Here is a 15,517-nt window from a genome sequence, read left to right as displayed (position 1 = left end):
CAGTAATCAGATTACTGATTTAGTTTCGGTAAATGGTAAGTGATGCTGGTAGAAATTAGCTCACCTAAATGACTGATAAATACAGTGCCCATTCCAGGGTGGAAACGGCTTTCGTCTTCACTACCAAGCGCTAATATACCGATGTTTTCTGCGCCGAATAATGGGACTAGCGCTGCAGAATTAACCTTGTCAGCCTGTTTTTCAAACAAGAAGGCTTGCTGCTCTTCTTTCATGTGACCACAAATAGGCTTTTTAGATTTGAAGAGGTTATCAAAGCTTTTCAGATTTTCGTTGCTTGATGAGATAAAGTGCATGGTGTCATCGCCACCAATGATTTTTAGTGTGACAAAATCGGCATTAAAATCTTCACGAAGTACATCCTGACAGGTACCAATAACATCGTCGATACCGTCGGCGCGCATTAATTCGAGTGTGAAACGTTGTAAGCGCGTAACAATTTGCTCATTACCACGAGCCGTTCTGATCAGACCATTCAGTTGCTCTTCAAGATCACGGCTTTTTTCACGTAAGATGGCAACTTGACGCTCAATAAGCGATGCTGTTCCTGCACCATGAGGTACTTGAATCTGTGATAACACATCAGTGTGACGCTGGAAGAAATCTGGGTGTGAAGCTAAATACTTGGCAATAACGGACTCATCCATCATTGCATCGGCCATTATCGCGTCAGCGGATGAATTGTCTGTACTTTTTTCATCGTTGTCTTTCGCAGAATTAGATGTTTTGCCGGTACTCATTTGAATAAAGCTCCCTATGATTTCTTTATTAGGTTGTATGTAGATTCTGAATAAAATTCTGAATATGGTATATGGCGATTAACCGTGAGGCCAAAATTTACAGTGAAATCATTCCTTTGAACACTGTCGCTGTTGGTCCGCTCATCATAACTGGATTTGTATCTCCTGCCCAGCTAATTGATAAATTGCCACCGAGCAGATTTACATCAACCTTGCTATCTAAAAGCCCCTGAACAATACCTGCAACCACTGCTGCACAAGCGCCTGTGCCACAAGCCTGAGTTTCACCAACGCCACGTTCATACACACGGAGTTTAATATTCTGTCGATCGATAACCTGCATAAACCCCACGTTTACCGAGTTAGGGAAGCAACTGCTTTCCTGAATTGCTTTGCCTAATTTTTCAACATCAGCTGATTGAGTGTCATCAACAATAACAACAGCGTGCGGATTGCCCATTGAGACAGCACCTATCTCAATATTCTGTTGATTGATTTGAATCGAATAGCTTTTTTGCTGGACGTTTTCTGCTTTATCTTCATTGCCTGCGTTAGCAATAAAAGGGATTTGCGCGGGCTCCAAAATAGGCGCGCCCATATCGACAGTCACGTTACCATTGTCTTCTACGTTTAAGATTAGTCGGCCATTTTTGGTTATGACTGCAATCTCTTTTTTATCGGTCAGGTTTTCATTACGCACAAAATGTGCAAAACAGCGTGCACCATTTCCACATTGTTCGACTTCACCACCATCGGAATTAAAAATACGATAACGAAAATCAGTGTCTTCAACATCAGACTTTTCAACTAACAGCAGTTGATCAAAACCAATGCCGAACTGACGGTCCGACATGAAACGAATTTGCTCTGGCGTTAAGTTGATCGTCTGGTCAATGCCATTGATAACAACAAAGTCATTTCCGAGACCATGCATTTTAGTAAAGATTATGTTCATTTAGCTATCTGTCTAATTGTGTTGAATAAAATTAATTGATCCCTATATTACATTTATGGTGTCTTGTTGGACATACAAAGTTGATGCAGAAATAGAAATTTAATGATAGAGTACGCGAGCATATCAGCTTTCACTAATATAGATAGGAGAATATCATGAGCGATTTCAACGAAGAATTAGATGCACGTGGACTTAACTGCCCTTTACCAATTTTACGTGCAAAAAAAGCGATTAATGGATTAGAGAATGGCGAAACCTTAAAAATCATTGCGACTGACCCTGGTTCGGTTAAAGATTTTGAAGCATTTTGTAAGCAGACTGGTAACGAATTAGTATCAACTGCTGAAGATGGGAGTGAATTCACTTTCTTCATCAAGAAAGCGAGCTAGTCAAAACTAATTTATATCCCGCTAGAAATGAGTTAGTAGAAAAGCACCTTCGGGTGCTTTTCTTTTATCTTACGTTTACACTAGCTCAATGAAAAATGATTCCAAACTGATACAAGCTTTTTTAAAACAAAAACAACAGCAATCGTTGTACCGTAAGCCACGTATCAGTGAGTCTGCACAGCAGCCCTTGATGCAAATGGATGGTGGTAAATACTTGTCTTTTTGCAGTAATGATTATCTGGGTTTGGCCAATCATCCCGATTTAGTTAACGCCTTTAAACAAGCCGCAGAAAAATATGGTGTAGGCAGTGGTTCCGCGCACTTAATCAGCGGTCATTCGATAGAGCATCAGAAATTAGAAGAAGCATTAGCTGAATTTACCGGTAGAGATCGGGCGTTACTTTTTTCAACCGGCTATATGGCAAATTTGGGAACGGTAAATGCACTATTAGAACGAGGTGATTATTTATTCGCAGATCGATTAAATCATGCCTCTCTGGTGGATGCTGGTCTGCTTTCAAAGGCTAAAATGAAACGCTATCCGCATGGGGATGTTGCTGCTCTTGAGAGGTTTTATAAAAACTTACCCAACTTACTCAATATAAACGACGACAAAGATAGTTTCGTCAATAGCATGATACTTACCGACGGTGTTTTCAGTATGGATGGCGACGAAGCACCATTGCGAGATTTGGTAAAAGTAGCTAAGCAAAATCAGGCATGGTTGATGGTAGATGATGCGCATGGCTTTGGTGTTTTGGGTAAAACGGGTGCTGGTCAATTAGAACAAGACAATCTGTCGCAAGAAGAAGTGCCCGTTCTGATGGCGACATTAGGAAAAGCAGCAGGAACCGCAGGTGCATTTGTCGCAGGTAGCGATGATTTGATAGAATATTTAATACAAATAGCACGTACCTTTATTTATACAACGGCGATGCCACCGAGCATTGCGGCTGCTACACGTGCCAGTTTAAAGGTGATTGCAGAAGAGAGCTGGCGTCGCGATAAACTCAAGGTTTTAATTAATCAATTTAAACAAGGTGCGGCGCAACTAGGTATTGAGTTGATGCCATCTAACACCGCCATTCAACCAATTTTACTGGGCAGTACAGAACGCGCATCAAAACTGAGCAAAGCCTTATCTGATCAGGGTATACTCATATCAGCCATTAGGCCTCCCACAGTTCCGGAGGGCGAGGCAAGATTAAGGGTTACTTTTTCTGCAAATCACACCGAAGAACAGGTCGATCAACTTTTGAATACATTAGAAAAATCATTTAAATGACAATAACAGGGAAACTCACGCATGATCGCAACTAGTTTATCTAGAACTAGCTCCGTAACTAGCAGGCAGGCTGGTAACGCAAGTCGTGTGGTTTCTAATAAACTCAGGTTTTTTGTTTGTTTGTTGATGATGTTTTTTGCATGCTTTTCTTCAGTTTCTGTATTCGCCGAAAGTCACACAAAAGCAGGTGAAAGTGTTGAAGAAGGCGCTGATGCGAGTGTTGATGAAAATATAGAGCTTAAAACAGAAGCGCAGTCTATTGAAGCTGGGAAAATCCTGCAAAAGCAAGATCTGACTAAACAAACCTTATCGACGATGCTGGATTTTGTCGAATTGCAGGAGCGTTTAAGAAATGATCTGAGTCTTTTGCAAAAGGACTTAAAAAGGTCCAGCTCTGAGTCTCAGACTGCAGAAATAAAGTTAGAAATAAAAACCATTGAAGAGAAGCTAAAAGATACTCAAAGTAATATTGAAAATATAGCTGCGGATACCGATCTGGGTGTTTTGAATGCTACAGAGCAAAAACCATTCGATTTACAAAAAGAAATCTTGGCATTGCTCGAACCAGCCCTGAAGGAAATGAAGTACGCCACGAATGCGGTTAGAAAGAAATCTGAATTACGTGAAAAAATTGACTACTTCAACAAAAGGGAGCCCGTCGTAAAAGAAGCGTTAGCAAATATCGCGGAATTAAATAAAGAAAATAAAAACCCAAAAATTAAAAAAGTGTTAGAAGAAATGAATGACGACTGGTCTAAGCAGTTGGTGTTCATTCAAAGTGAGCTTAAGGCTAAACAACTGCAACTGGTAAAATTAGAATCCGAAGAAACTACGTTTTTAAATAAGTCTGAAAGCTTTTTTAAGAACTTTTTCCAAAGACGTGGCTGGGTACTGATTCAGGCACTGCTCTCTGTCATTGGGGTGCTAATACTCTCACGTCTGATTCATTCGGTACTGACCAAAACAGTGAAAGGGTACCGTGCGCAATATCGAAGTGTTCAGCTACGTGTAGTCGATTTGGCACATCGTATAGGTACTTTACTGTTCATTATTATTGGCCCGATGGTGGTGTTTTATTTAGCTGAAGATTGGGTCCTGTTTAGTTTGGGGGTTCTATTTCTTATCGCTTTTGCGTGGAAGTTAGGGCAGGCCATTCCGCGATACTGGTCTCAACTAGAGTTGTTTTTAAATGTCGGACCTGTACGAGAAGGTGAGCGATTATTATTGTATGAAATCCCCTGGCGAGTAAAAAACATCAATATGTATTCGGTGCTAGAAAACCCTGTCGCTGATCTTACTTTGCGTTTGGATATTAACGATCTGGTTGATTTGCGTTCGAGACAAATCGTACCCGGTGAGCCCTGGTTTCCGTGTAAAACGGGTGATTGGGTGATTTTGAAAGATGGTTTACGAGGAAAAGTTATCGGTATTTCGCTGGAGTTGGTGCAACTTGTGCAACGCGGTGGTGCTGTATCTACCTACCAGATGGATAATTTTCTATCGTTATCGCCCTTAAATATGTCGAAGAGTTTTCGTGTTAAAGAAACCTTTGGTGTGTCTTACAAGCATCAAAAAGAAAGCACGACGGATATTGTTCAGAAACTCAAATTCATCATCAATAAGCGTGCAATTGATGAGGGTTACGAAGAGCATATTCAAAGTATCAATGTTGAATTCGAATCAGCCGCCGATTCTTCTTTAAATCTGGTTGTGATTGCTGACTTCAAAGGTGAAGTCGCGGATATATCTAATCGCTTACGCCGTTCTATACAGCGCTGGTGCGTTGATGCCGCTACCGAACACGGCTGGGAAATTCCATTTCCGCAACTTACTGTTCATAGAGAAGATAATTAATAGAGTTGCATTGTCTTATCCATAACTATTTGCAATTATTTACACCCCCCTACTTATAGGCACTTTTTTAAATGAAATATAAAGACCTGCGTGATTTTATTGAGCAACTTGAATCTCAAGGAGAATTAAAAAGAATCACCGCTGAGATTGATCCTAATCTGGAAATGACTGAAATTTGTGATCGTACATTGCGTGCGGGTGGGCCGGCATTACTGTTTGAAAATCCTAAAGGCTTTGATGTACCAGTGTTAGGTAATCTGTTTGGTACGCCAGAGCGTGTGGCAATGGGGATGGGGGAAGATTCAGTATCGGCATTGCGTGACGTGGGTAAATTATTAGCGAGCCTGAAAGAGCCGTCTCCACCAAAGGGGATCAAAGACGCACTAAGCTCGATTCCCAAATACAAAAAAGTATTGGATATGGCGCCGAAAAAGGTGAAGAAAGCGGCCTGCCAAGCGCATGTAATTGAAGGCGATGATGTCGATTTATCCAAACTGCCGATCCAAACCTGTTGGCCGGGAGATGTAGCTCCGCTTATCACCTGGGGTTTAGTCATCACCAAAGGCCCGAATAAATCTCGTCAGAATTTAGGTATTTATCGACAACAGGTAATTGGTAAAAACCGGGTAATCATGCGTTGGTTATCACATCGTGGTGGTGCTCTGGATTTTAGAGACTGGTTAGAAAGTCACCCGGGAGAACCTTTCCCGATTACTGTTGCACTAGGCGCTGATCCCGCAACTATTTTAGGTGCGGTGACACCGGTTCCAGATACCTTGTCTGAATACGCATTTGCTGGATTATTACGAGGCTCTCGAACCGAAGTGACTAAATGTATAGGTAATGATTTACAGGTCCCAGCCTCGGCAGAATACGTGCTAGAAGGCTTTTTATACCCAGATGATATGGCTGATGAGGGTCCCTATGGCGATCACACGGGGTATTACAATGAAGTCGAACGTTTTCCTGTGTTCACCATAGAACGAATCACGCATCGCGAAGACCCTATTTATCACAGTACTTACACAGGTAGACCACCTGATGAGCCAGCTATGTTGGGCGTTGCGCTTAATGAAGTATTTGTGCCGATCTTGCAAAAGCAGTTCCCCGAAATTGTTGATTTCTATTTACCGCCCGAAGGTTGTTCGTATCGAATGGCTGTGGTGAGCATGAAGAAACAGTACCCCGGTCATGCAAAGCGCGTGATGATGGGGGTTTGGTCATTCTTAAGACAGTTTATGTACACCAAGTTTGTGATCGTGGTAGATGATGATATCAACACACGTAGCTGGGATGATGTTATCTGGGCGATGACTACCCGCATGGATCCTGTGCGTGATACCACCATGATTGAAAACACACCGATTGATTATCTTGATTTTGCCTCACCGATATCTGGTTTGGGGTCAAAAATGGGCTTTGATGCGACCAATAAATGGCCGGGAGAAACCAGTCGTGAATGGGGGGAATCTATTGTGATGGATCAAGCGGTAAAGGACAAAGTAGATCAGATTTGGGACGATTTAGGGATAGACTAATCACAAGATAAACTTTCTCCTTAAGCTTCCCTTAAGGCTTAATATGTAATACTCTTCGTAAGGCTTGGAATTCATTAATAATAATTAATTGAAAGCATTTGAAGAATCAAGCCATTTCAAGATAAAAATAATAAATCGAATAAATTTCGTCGGGAAAATAATATTAGGGTGTGAATATGAAATTTGAGAAACTCTTTCTCATTTTGCTTGGGTCTGTTTTTACTATTGTTTTGTCTACGTCTGTGCGTGCAGCAGAAAAGCTAAGTTCGATGGAGGCAGTTTGGAATTCAGTCGGTGTAACGCCAAATGCCGCACAGGTTAACAACAAACCCATTGCAAAACAGCCAGTTGCTAAAACCGCAGCTCAAAAAAAAGCGGATGAAAAATTAGCACGTCAACGTGCGATCTGGCGCGCAAAGTGGGAAGCTCAACAACTCGCTAAAAAGCAAAAAAATGCAGCAGTTGCCAGAGCACCAGTTGCAAAGCCACAGGTTCAACGTGCCGTAAATGCTGCAGCTCAACCTGCCTGGAAAAAACCACCAGTACCACAAGCTAAAGCTCCAGTTAGGCAAATAGCACAGCAACCAAGACAGCAGAATAAACAACAAGCTCCAAAGCCATTAACCCGAGAGCAATACATTTGGCGCTGGAAACAACAGCAGCTAAAAGAAAAACAACTGGCTGGTAATACTCAAGCTCCTGCTAAAAACGCTATCCCAACGTTTACTAATGCGGATATTAAAAGAGCGCCAAACAGAAGCACATTATTAACATCTAATCGCAAAGCGTTCCGTCAAAACAAACAACCTGCGGCGATACGGTCATTACCGTACACGGTCAAAACGAAATTACAGGCCGCGAAATTAAGTACAAATGGAATGAGTGCCTATGTGCAGGATGTTAATTCTCCAAAGCCATTACTTGGACACCAGGAGACAACTTCAAGAGTACCAGCATCGGTAATGAAACTGATTACTTCTTATGCTGCATTGGGAACACTAGGTCCTAAATATCGTTGGCCTTTAGATGTTTACACCAAAGGTCAGATCCGCGGTGGAACATTGCAGGGTGATCTCATTATCAAGGGTTACGGCTCTCCAGAGTTCAAACAAGCAGAATTGCGCAAAGTATTACAGGGTATTCGTAACAAAGGCATCAGAAATGTTTCTGGTCGTGTGGTCTTCGATAATACTTACTTCAATGTACCGAATCAGGGATCGTTTGATGGCAAATCGCAATCTGCCTATAACGCACAACCCGATGCATTGTTATACAATGAACGCCTAAGCAGTTTTCAAGTTCGATCTACGGGTAAACGCGTACATGTGAGCACGTCTACACCGACGCATAATTTGAAAATTGTGAATCGTATGCGCACCACCAAAAGAGGGTGTAGACCTCACATCAAAGTGTCTAAACACGGTGTACAAACCGTTGTAACTTTTAGCGGTCGATTCTCTAGACGTTGTGGTACTAGAAGTTACCATCGCGTGATTAGTCGTCCTGCAGAAATGATCTACGGTGCGATGCAAGCGATGTGGAAACGTGATGTTGGTGGTAAATTAAATACTCGCTTTGCTATGGGTAAAGCGCCAGCAAACGCTAGACCTTTACTAAGAACTTATTCTCGTACCTTAGCTGAAATTTTACCTACGATTGATAAAGACAGTAATAACGTGATGGCGCGTCAAGTGATGCTAACGATAGGCGCAAAAGCTACAGGGCAGGGCACACAGCGTAATGGTGCTAATGCCATTGGTACGTGGCTGGCTTCTCGTGGATTAAACTTTCCGGAATTACGTATTGAAAATGGTTCTGGTTTAAGCCGCACAGCTCGTATAAGTGCGAAGCATGTGGGGGATTTACTGGTTGATGCATACCGTAGTCCGTATCGAAATATCTTAATGCAGTCGCTAGCCGTAGCGGGTGTTGATGGCACCATGAAAAGACGCCTGAAAGGGACCGGAGTGAGAGGTCGTGGCTTCTTCAAAACCGGCACATTGCGTGATGTACGAAGCATCGCAGGCTATGTCAAAGCAGCAGATGGTAAAACCTATGTGATGGCTATTCTGCATAATGATCCTCGTGCGAAACGAAGAGCTTTAGCGGCGCATGACAAATTAATCGAATGGGTATATTCAGGTGGGCGCAGCAATCAGGTGGCAATGCGCTAAGCTACTGTAACGATTTACCGTTAAATAACGTACACAAAAAAGGCCTCAAAGTGGGGAGGTGGCTAAATCAATATAGTCACCCCCCACCTTTGAGGCCTTTTTTTATGTCGCATGTTTTTATGCTTTAAATTTACCTTTCTTCAATCTGTCAGCTTCCATTGTCTCAATCTCACGTGCACCAGAAACAACAATATCCGGATCGGGGATATAATCTAAATCTGGATTAGAACGCTTATAAGGCACGCTGTTTAAAATCACTTTTAAGGTATTTAAGCGGGCTGCATTTTTGTCATTTGAACGCACGATAACCCAGGGAGCAGCCGATGTATGAGAGCGTTTTAGCATTTCATATTTTGCATTGGTAAACTCATCCCAATGTTCTTGCGCCTGAATATCAACTTCTGAAAGTTTCCATTGTCTGAGTGGGTCTGTTTTTCTGCGTTCAAAGCGTTTCGCCTGTTCGTCTTTGGTGACACTGAAATACAGCTTTACCAATATTGTGCCTTGACGGACTAAATCTTTCTCAAAGCCTACGACGCCTTTCATAAAGGTCTTATGTTCCTCTGGCGTACAAAAGCCTAATACAGGTTCTACCATTGAACGGTTGTACCAGCTGCGATCAAACAGTACGAGTTCACCACCATGCGGGAATTGTTCGACATAACGATGGAAGTACCATTGCGAACGTTGTTCTTTGGTGGGTTTGCCCAAGGCTACCAGACGATAATGCTTTTCGTTCATGTAACGCGTAACACGTCGGATAGTTCCGCCTTTTCCTGAGGCATCGCGTCCTTCAAAAAGAATGATCATGCGTTTGTTGGTGTCTTCAAGGTACTTCTGCAAAGCAATTAACTCGGCCTGAAATGGCTTGAGTGTTTTTTCTATTTTGTATTTCTTTTCAGCTTTGCTGTGATCTTTTGTGAGCTCTTCAATCTGTTGCTGAAGGTCGATAATTTGCTGTTCCAGCTCGTTAGTTGTATCGAGACTATCAATGTCTGCACCTTCCGCGTTTCTATTCTCAATGGTGTTATCGTCGTGGTCATTGGCTTTCATGGAATCTCCCTTGAGGTCGACTATTTTTTCATTGCTAGAATCATTGTTTGTAGACATTATATTCTCCCTATACTCATGCTTTTTAAGGCTTAATGTTTCATTATAGAAGTACCCTAAAAAATAATCATAACGAATATCAAATTATGCTCCAAATTAAGTTTTTATTACTTGTAATCACCCTTTTGATGGGTGTTTCAGCTAATCCTGTATACGCTAAAAGCTCATCTAAGCCTGAATTGATGCTGGCAAACGTATATCACGAAGGGATTAATCTGGATCAGTATTGGGTTAGCGAAAAATATGACGGTGTGCGCGCCTTATGGGATGGTGAAAAGTTTATGTCTCGTGGAGGCAATATTTATCATGCGCCAGAATGGTTTATTCGTGATTTCCCCAAGCAGGTTCTGGATGGCGAACTCTGGATAGGCAGGCAACAGTTTGAGCTGTTAGTGGGAACGGTTAGAGATCATCGGCCAGATGATGAAGCGTGGAAAAAAGTAACGTTCATGGTTTTTGATATGCCTAAACTATCGACAGACTTTGATTCTCGGCTTAAAGAATTAAACACTCTAATAAAACGCGCCGAGATTAAATGGCTAAAAGCCGTGAAACAATGGAAGGTGGCTAGTCATCAGCAACTTATGCAGGAATTGGCGGTGATTACAGAGGCAGGTGCAGAAGGGTTAATGCTTCACCGAGGATCATCGTTATATAAAGGTAAACGCAGCGGCAACTTATTAAAAGTAAAGCCTTATGAAGATGCCGAAGCGCTGGTGATCGGGCACATTCCGGGAAAAGGGAAATACACTGACAAGATGGGAGCACTGCTGGTAGAAACGTTTGCTACATCGGATTCAAAAAATAATGATGAGAAAGTACGTTTTAAACTGGGTACTGGTTTTACCGATGAAGAGAGAAGTAATCCCCCGAAAATAGGGGACGTCGTTACGTTTCAGTATAGAGGGAAAACTAAAAACAAGGTTCCACGATTCGCATCCTTTCTAAGAATTAGAGAAGTAGGAAAGAATAAAGAGTTTACAGATTAAGTATATTAGTATAAAGTAATATACTTATTTAATTAATCCCCTTAAAATTCCAGGAAGGTATTCAATGAAAACTCAACTACTTTTAGCTACTGCTTTGATGGCTTTCTCAGCAACGACAACGGTTTCTGCAAATTGGTTTGATGGTTTTAACAATGGTAACGGTAGCACAAATTCGAATGCTCAGGCGACAGGCAATACTAAAGCTGACGGCAAGTTAGAAGGTAATAGTGCGGCTAATGGAAATGGTTGGGGAACGGGTAAAGGCAATGCTGATGCAGAAATAGACTTTGCCATTAATTTTAAAGCTAAAGGCAATACAGATCTCAGCACTCAGGGAAATATACAAGGAGAAGGAAAAGCCAAGGGTAATGCGGATGGTCAACGACAGTTAAATGGAAATGCTGCCGCAAATACTTATTCAACTAGCAATGCAAATACGGCTTCTAACACGGGTGCTTATACAATGCCGTGGAACAATAATAATGGTAACGGATTTACCATGCCTTGGAATAACAACAATAATGGTTTCACACAACCGTGGAATACTAGTAATGGATACAACGGCAATAATTTTACAATGCCGTGGAATAACAATAATGGCAATGGTTTTACAATGCCATGGGGTAATAACAACGGTAATGGATTCAATATGCCGTGGAACAATAATAATGGTAACGGATTTACTATGCCGTGGAATAACAACAGCAATAATGGTTTCACAATGCCATGGAATAATAACAATGCTAATTATTACTACGCACCACAAGCACAAGGATATAAGTTCTACCCAATACCAGCTGTTTCTGCAAACTAAACAAGCTCAATTTTAAGGGGAGCATCCAAAAAAATAGCCGCTAATGCGGCTATTTTTTTAATTATTCGAAGGCTAGAAGGGTAAGGCTATTCTGAGCTATTTGGTGAAGCGTTCTTTTGTTGTTCCGCAGGTTTTTGTGCGGCGTTCAAAGGCACCGCATCTTCGGGTATGTCTTCTTCGTGTGTTATTTTGAAAAAACGTTTTATTCGGTAAGAGAGTTTTTTCTCTTTTTCCATTTGTAAGACTTTTTCGTAGGCAATTTCGTTAACAGTTTTATCTAGTTCACGGTTATAAACTTTATTAAAGTGATCAAATTCGATATCGACTATTTTCTTATGTCGATCACTGAATAGGCTTTCTATAAGTGGGAGTTCACGTTTGCTTTCTGAAGAAATCCCTTGCGCCTGCCCATTCTCATCAAGAAAGGTCATACCGCAAACTCTTCGACAATCACCATTTTCATCGACTAAATGAAAAGTCATCTTGCCTGTAGAATCAGAGCACACCTCTTCTTCTATCTTTTCGATCATAAATGTTTTTAACATATCTCTACTCTAAAATTGCGCTACGAATTTTTATTATTAGGCTTGTATTGTCGATTGTAAGTACTTGAGAATGAAATACAAATTTTACTGACGAATGGCGAATCTGAAGGGTGAAAGTTAAAAAAATTAAAATTTTTATCTAAGTATCAGTTATGAGTAGACAAAAAAATGCTCTGAGAAGTGCGATGACTTACTCAGAGCATTGTCTGTATCTATTAAAAGACACTCAATACAGATTAAGAATAAAGCGCTGGAGCACCTAATTTTTCATGTATTTGATTGCACGTCTGATTAGAGATATTCAAACCTTTCGCCAATTCATCGAGGAATTTCGCTTCGTGGTTTGAGTCTAGGTCAATCGCTAATAAAGCCATGAAATATACTTGCTCTTCCATTCCGCGAGGAACACTCTGGATTAAACCTTGTGTATCTAATGGCGATTCTAGTTCTTGACGAACGAATGCGATTTCTTCTGGTGTTGCGTCGCCGAGGTGCTCGGTGATTTTACGCTTTTCTTCATCATCTAATACGACATCAGATTTAGCCGCGCTAATCATCGCACGTAACATCACTTCTGCCTGATTATCCTGTTCGCTTGTTGCTTCAGGGTCATTACCATTTAACGCGTTATTCAATAAATCTCCGAGACCACCGCCAGATTGTGAGTTATTGCTTCCGCCTAGAGAATCAAGAATGCCACCTAAACCTCCGCCACTGCCAGAATTTCCTGCAAGACCACCTAGTAAGCCACCAAGGCCGCCGCCGGTATTACCAGAATTAGAGTTGTTACCGCCAGTAAGACTGCCAAGTAAACCACCTAAGCCACCACCGCTACTGCCGCTGCTTCCGCCCATCATTTTACCGACGCCTTTAGCAACGATAACACCCATTGCAACTTTACCTAATGTACCCATTAAACTCATTTGATCATCTCCTTTATAATTATGAATAGTTGTTGTAAACACTACTTTCAATTAGATAGTAGCAGTGAGACTCAAAATGGATTGATATTATTTATTTTTTATTAGATTCAATAAAAAAAGGCCCCAAAGGTGGGGGGTGCCCATTGAATATTATGAGAAATAACATTCTGGATTAAAGGTATAAAAAGAGAATTAACGAGAATTCTAGTTAAAATATAGGTTAGATGGTGTAACAAATAGTCACAACTGTACCTATACTGTATCTGTTTACAGCGTTAAGATTCCTTATTGCTTAACAAGAACCATTCAATGAAACCCATAGACATTCAAAAAGATTTAAAGTCAGAAGGCTTTTGCTTGCTACAAGGCTTGAATATTACCAATTCTCAATGGAGTGATTGGCTAAAAAAACATGATAGCGATCTCACTACCTTCCAACAAAGCTGGAATGACTTGCCAGAAGATAACTTTTTAAGTGATGGTGGACATTACCGTTTTCGACGTTATTCGGTGTTTAACTGGTTTGCCAGTGGCCAGTTAGAATTATTGCCCCACGAGCCGCATTACCAAAGTACTTACCGGAATAATATGAATGGTGGTATCTATCGTGAATTTGAACCGTTCAAGGAGGCTACGGTAAAAAGCCCTGTCTTAGAAAAGCTGATTCGATTAGTCACCAAAGAAATTAGTTTTAAAAACGAAAAGCAATGGCGTGTTCAGGCTCACCAGTTCCGTATCGTCGCGAGTGCCGAAGAACCTGGTAACCCCACTCCTGAAGGGATTCATCGTGATGGTGCTGATTTTATTCTGATCATGGTGCTCGAACGTCAGAACATAACGGGCGGGGTAAATCACATCTATGATGATGATAAGCGTCTGGTATTTGGTAGCGTACTCACCGAAAAAGGTGATGCGGTATTGATCGATGACAGAATGGTCTGGCACGGCGTGAGTGAAGTTTATCCCATCGATGAAACCAAACCCGCATATCGCGATGTATTGGTGCTGACTTTTCACAATCAAGTGAACGGTTGATACTTCTTATTCTGTTGCAAAACATTGATAAAAATCCAGGTACGTTTAAGTTTGTAAGAAAAAAATAAAAGAATACGGTAGACTAAAAATGTACATCGTCATAGTCAGAGCTTGGGAGTGACTATAATTTTTTTATACACTTTAACGGCATGTCATAAAAATATGCCCACAGGAGATTTCAACAATGTTCGGACTTTTTGACAAATTAAAAGAGATGTTTTCAGGCGCTGCAGAGAAGACCATAGATGCAGCTTCCGAAGCTGCAAATTCTGCCATAGATAACGCCGCAGAGGCAGCAAGTAGTGTTACTGACATCGCGAAAGACGCTGTTTCTAATGCAGTAGATACCGCTACTGAAGCCGCTTCCAATGCAACAGATATCGCTAGTGATGCCGCAAGTTCAGCTACAGATGCGGTAAGCAATGTAACCTCTGCAGCAACAGATGCTGTGACAAACGTTACTGATAGTGTTGGTGATATGGCAAGTTCAGCGGTAGACGCCGCTACGGATGCAGTAACCGGTGCCGCAAGCGGTGCAGTTGATGCCGCGACTAATGCCGCGTCAGGTGCAATAGATGCAGCGGGAGACATGGCTAGCAGTGTAACGGACATAGCAACAGATGCGGTTAGTAACGCTACGGATTCAGTCACTGATGCTGTAAGTAACGTAACAGGTGCTGCGGAAGATGTTGTAACAAGTGTGACAGATACAGTCGCAGAATCTGTTAATTCTGCGACAAGTGCAGCAGGCGATATGGCATCCGCAGTAACCGATTCGGTCACAGATGCTGGTAAAGCAGCATTAGATTCAGCAGTAGATGCTGCAAGCTCGGTTTCAGAGACAGCTGGTGGCATAGCGGAAAATGTTGCTGAAGCGGGTAAGTCGGCAATGGACTCTGCAACCGATATGGCAAAAGATGCCGTTGAAGGGTTAGCTGACACTGATCTGACAGATGCTGATCTGGCAAAGGCTGAGAAAGACGCTTAATCTTTCAGTAAGCTATTGAAATTCTCTGGTTGCAATGAATTTTGCTAGAAAAGAGTGATATTTTTCACTCTTTTTTGAATTTTTTTGTCGTTTATGAATCTATATGATGAGATCTGGCGTATACAGGGGTAGTTAGATGATCTACTTATCATTGCAAAAC

The 15,517-nt window shown here is 41.6% G+C and carries 14 protein-coding genes; 9 read left to right on the top strand and 5 right to left on the bottom strand.

The genetic code is table 11. From position 1 onward, the window contains the following. Positions 1-11: 11 nt before the first annotated feature. Positions 12-758: a DUF484 family protein gene (locus tag OO007_RS11530; protein WP_131907763.1), complete on the bottom strand. Its 747-nt coding sequence runs from the start codon at positions 756-758 to the stop codon at positions 12-14. A gap of 97 nt (positions 759-855) precedes the next feature. Continuing rightward, positions 856-1,713, bottom strand: a complete 858-nt coding sequence (gene dapF / locus OO007_RS11525) for a diaminopimelate epimerase (protein WP_325808911.1) — start codon at positions 1,711-1,713, stop codon at positions 856-858. A gap of 155 nt (positions 1,714-1,868) precedes the next feature. On the opposite strand from dapF, the gene OO007_RS11520 reads away from it, so the two are divergent. The 5 genes from OO007_RS11520 (at position 1,869) to dacB (ending at position 8,953) form a co-directional block, all read left to right on the top strand. Continuing rightward, positions 1,869-2,102 carry a sulfurtransferase TusA family protein gene (locus tag OO007_RS11520; protein WP_131907761.1) on the top strand — a complete coding sequence of 78 codons (234 nt, stop codon included), beginning with the start codon at positions 1,869-1,871 and terminating at the stop codon, positions 2,100-2,102. Positions 2,103-2,190: 88 nt separating this feature from the next. Then, the gene (gene bioF / locus OO007_RS11515; protein ID WP_325808910.1) at positions 2,191-3,387 is read left to right on the top strand and encodes an 8-amino-7-oxononanoate synthase; all 1,197 of its coding nucleotides are present in this window, start codon (positions 2,191-2,193) and stop codon (positions 3,385-3,387) included. A 21-nt stretch (positions 3,388-3,408) separates the two neighbouring features. Beyond that, positions 3,409-5,241: a hypothetical protein gene (locus OO007_RS11510; RefSeq protein WP_325808909.1), complete on the top strand. Its 1,833-nt coding sequence runs from the start codon at positions 3,409-3,411 to the stop codon at positions 5,239-5,241. Positions 5,242-5,312: 71 nt separating this feature from the next. Next, the gene (ubiD, locus tag OO007_RS11505) at positions 5,313-6,779 is read left to right on the top strand and encodes a 4-hydroxy-3-polyprenylbenzoate decarboxylase (RefSeq protein ID WP_325808908.1); all 1,467 of its coding nucleotides are present in this window, start codon (positions 5,313-5,315) and stop codon (positions 6,777-6,779) included. 176 nt (positions 6,780-6,955) lie between these two features. Then, complete coding sequence (gene dacB / locus OO007_RS11500) at positions 6,956-8,953, top strand: D-alanyl-D-alanine carboxypeptidase/D-alanyl-D-alanine endopeptidase (RefSeq protein ID WP_325808907.1); 1,998 nt, start codon at positions 6,956-6,958, stop codon at positions 8,951-8,953. Positions 8,954-9,070: 117 nt separating this feature from the next. Here dacB and ppk2 read toward each other — a convergent pair whose 3' ends face one another. Further along, positions 9,071-10,063 (bottom strand): polyphosphate kinase 2, encoded by a 993-nt coding sequence (ppk2, locus tag OO007_RS11495; RefSeq protein WP_325808906.1) that lies wholly within the window; start codon positions 10,061-10,063, stop codon positions 9,071-9,073. An 86-nt stretch (positions 10,064-10,149) separates the two neighbouring features. Between ppk2 and OO007_RS11490 the strand changes: the two genes are divergently transcribed. Together OO007_RS11490 and OO007_RS11485 are read left to right on the top strand one after the other, a co-directional pair. After that, complete coding sequence (locus OO007_RS11490) at positions 10,150-11,052, top strand: DNA ligase (RefSeq protein ID WP_325808905.1); 903 nt, start codon at positions 10,150-10,152, stop codon at positions 11,050-11,052. A 64-nt stretch (positions 11,053-11,116) separates the two neighbouring features. Next, on the top strand, positions 11,117-11,866 hold the full coding sequence (locus OO007_RS11485; protein WP_131907754.1) for a hypothetical protein: 750 nt from the start codon (positions 11,117-11,119) through the stop codon (positions 11,864-11,866). Between the two features lie 86 nt (positions 11,867-11,952). Here OO007_RS11485 and OO007_RS11480 read toward each other — a convergent pair whose 3' ends face one another. Together OO007_RS11480 and OO007_RS11475 are read right to left on the bottom strand one after the other, a co-directional pair. Continuing rightward, positions 11,953-12,411, bottom strand: a complete 459-nt coding sequence (locus tag OO007_RS11480; protein ID WP_131907753.1) for a hypothetical protein — start codon at positions 12,409-12,411, stop codon at positions 11,953-11,955. Positions 12,412-12,647: 236 nt separating this feature from the next. Continuing rightward, positions 12,648-13,334, bottom strand: coding sequence for a DUF533 domain-containing protein (locus OO007_RS11475; protein ID WP_325808904.1), 687 nt, complete (start codon positions 13,332-13,334; stop codon positions 12,648-12,650). Between the two features lie 309 nt (positions 13,335-13,643). Between OO007_RS11475 and OO007_RS11470 the strand changes: the two genes are divergently transcribed. Next, positions 13,644-14,369 carry a 2OG-Fe dioxygenase family protein gene (locus tag OO007_RS11470; RefSeq protein ID WP_325808903.1) on the top strand — a complete coding sequence of 242 codons (726 nt, stop codon included), beginning with the start codon at positions 13,644-13,646 and terminating at the stop codon, positions 14,367-14,369. Positions 14,370-14,553: 184 nt separating this feature from the next. Beyond that, positions 14,554-15,357: a hypothetical protein gene (locus OO007_RS11465; protein WP_325808902.1), complete on the top strand. Its 804-nt coding sequence runs from the start codon at positions 14,554-14,556 to the stop codon at positions 15,355-15,357. Positions 15,358-15,517 lie beyond the last annotated feature (160 nt).

Source organism: Cocleimonas sp. KMM 6892 (genome assembly GCF_035798195.1).
GTDB classification, from domain to species: Bacteria; Pseudomonadota; Gammaproteobacteria; order Thiotrichales; family Thiotrichaceae; genus Cocleimonas; species Cocleimonas flava.
Note: the sequence above shows the minus strand (reverse complement) of the source record. Positions and strands in the feature narration are given on the sequence as shown.

Bases quoted from the DNA above. Each gene is read 5' to 3' on its own strand.
- OO007_RS11530 (WP_131907763.1), bottom strand. From the start codon at position 758: ATGAGTACCGGCAAAACATCTAATTCTGCGAAAGACAACGATGAAAAA.
- dapF (WP_325808911.1), bottom strand. From the start codon at position 1,713: ATGAACATAATCTTTACTAAAATGCATGGTCTCGGAAATGACTTTGTT.
- OO007_RS11520 (WP_131907761.1), top strand. From the start codon at position 1,869: ATGAGCGATTTCAACGAAGAATTAGATGCACGTGGACTTAACTGCCCT.
- bioF (WP_325808910.1), top strand. From the start codon at position 2,191: ATGAAAAATGATTCCAAACTGATACAAGCTTTTTTAAAACAAAAACAA.
- OO007_RS11510 (WP_325808909.1), top strand. From the start codon at position 3,409: ATGATCGCAACTAGTTTATCTAGAACTAGCTCCGTAACTAGCAGGCAG.
- ubiD (WP_325808908.1), top strand. From the start codon at position 5,313: ATGAAATATAAAGACCTGCGTGATTTTATTGAGCAACTTGAATCTCAA.
- dacB (WP_325808907.1), top strand. From the start codon at position 6,956: ATGAAATTTGAGAAACTCTTTCTCATTTTGCTTGGGTCTGTTTTTACT.
- ppk2 (WP_325808906.1), bottom strand. From the start codon at position 10,063: ATGTCTACAAACAATGATTCTAGCAATGAAAAAATAGTCGACCTCAAG.
- OO007_RS11490 (WP_325808905.1), top strand. From the start codon at position 10,150: ATGCTCCAAATTAAGTTTTTATTACTTGTAATCACCCTTTTGATGGGT.
- OO007_RS11485 (WP_131907754.1), top strand. From the start codon at position 11,117: ATGAAAACTCAACTACTTTTAGCTACTGCTTTGATGGCTTTCTCAGCA.
- OO007_RS11480 (WP_131907753.1), bottom strand. From the start codon at position 12,411: ATGTTAAAAACATTTATGATCGAAAAGATAGAAGAAGAGGTGTGCTCT.
- OO007_RS11475 (WP_325808904.1), bottom strand. From the start codon at position 13,334: ATGAGTTTAATGGGTACATTAGGTAAAGTTGCAATGGGTGTTATCGTT.
- OO007_RS11470 (WP_325808903.1), top strand. From the start codon at position 13,644: ATGAAACCCATAGACATTCAAAAAGATTTAAAGTCAGAAGGCTTTTGC.
- OO007_RS11465 (WP_325808902.1), top strand. From the start codon at position 14,554: ATGTTCGGACTTTTTGACAAATTAAAAGAGATGTTTTCAGGCGCTGCA.